This window comes from Streptomyces glaucescens (assembly GCF_002154375.1).
Classification (GTDB): Bacteria; Actinomycetota; Actinomycetes; order Streptomycetales; family Streptomycetaceae; genus Streptomyces; species Streptomyces glaucescens.
This window is the reverse complement of sequence record NZ_MUND01000765.1, coordinates 1-949: the sequence shown is the minus strand read 5'-3', so window position 1 is coordinate 949 and position 949 is coordinate 1. Positions and strand designations below refer to the sequence as shown.

General features: G+C 71.9%; 1 protein-coding gene. It reads left to right on the top strand.

The window, feature by feature from the left end; translation table 11 throughout:
* Positions 1 to 88 precede the first annotated feature (88 nt).
* The gene (locus CCN42_RS36875) at positions 89 to 670 is read left to right on the top strand and encodes a S1 RNA-binding domain-containing protein (protein ID WP_086741670.1); all 582 of its coding nucleotides are present in this window, start codon (positions 89 to 91) and stop codon (positions 668 to 670) included.
* Positions 671 to 949: the final 279 nt, after the last annotated feature.

Sequence of the window (949 nt, the reverse complement as noted above, 5' to 3'; positions counted from 1 at the left end):
CCCCCGGCTCCCGGCTCCCGGCTCCCGGCTCCCGGCTCCCGGCTCCCGGCGAGCAGTGCCTGTCCCCGGACATGCGAGGCTGTGCCACATGGACGGCCCCTCCGAGAGCCCCGAACTGTGGGCGTTCCTGGAATCACTGCGCTGCGGCGAGCTTCTTTCCGGCACCGTCGCGGCGATCGAACGGTTCGGTGTGTTCGTGTCGCTGGACGACGGGCCCGGCCACCCGCTCTTCCCGGGTGTCGGGTTCATCACCGTCCCGGATCTGTCCTGGCGGCGCGTCGAGACGGCTTCCGACGTCGTGCGGGTCGGAGAGCGGGTCTCCTGCGAGTTCCTCATGTTCGACACGTGGAACCTGGAGGCCAGACTGTCCTTGCGGGCGACGCGCCCCGATCCGTTCCAGGCCTTCGCCGAGGGCGTCTCGGTGGGTGACGAACTGCGGGGACGGGTCACCGGGTTGATTCCGTTCGGCGTCTTCGTCGAGGTCGCCGACGGCATCGAGGGACTGGTCCATGTGCGAGATCTGGCGTCGCCGCCCGTGGGCGATCCGTCCGAGGCCGTGCGGGTCGGTGACGAGGTCACGGTCTTCGTCACCCGGATCGATCGGCAGCGCCGCACCCTGGTCCTGTCCCGGCGGCGAGGTCACGGCAGGCGCGAACCGCCGTACCGCTAGGGGGTGTCGTCAGACTCCCGTCTGCCCCGCGACGCCCGGCACGTACTCTCGCCGCACCGGACGAAAGCCCGAGTACGCCCAGTGCGCGGACTTCCGCCCGGCGCGCCGAGAGCATGCACCGGACGCCGCAAAGCCGTCCTGCGGACGACGACGGGAGTGTGACGACACCCCCTGGCGGGCACCGGGCGGCGCTTGCCTCCGGTGAGGCAGGCGAGAGGTCTGTGGACCTGCTGGGTCTTCGGCCGGGGCGGGGCCGTGCGGCGCGCCTGGGGCACGTCG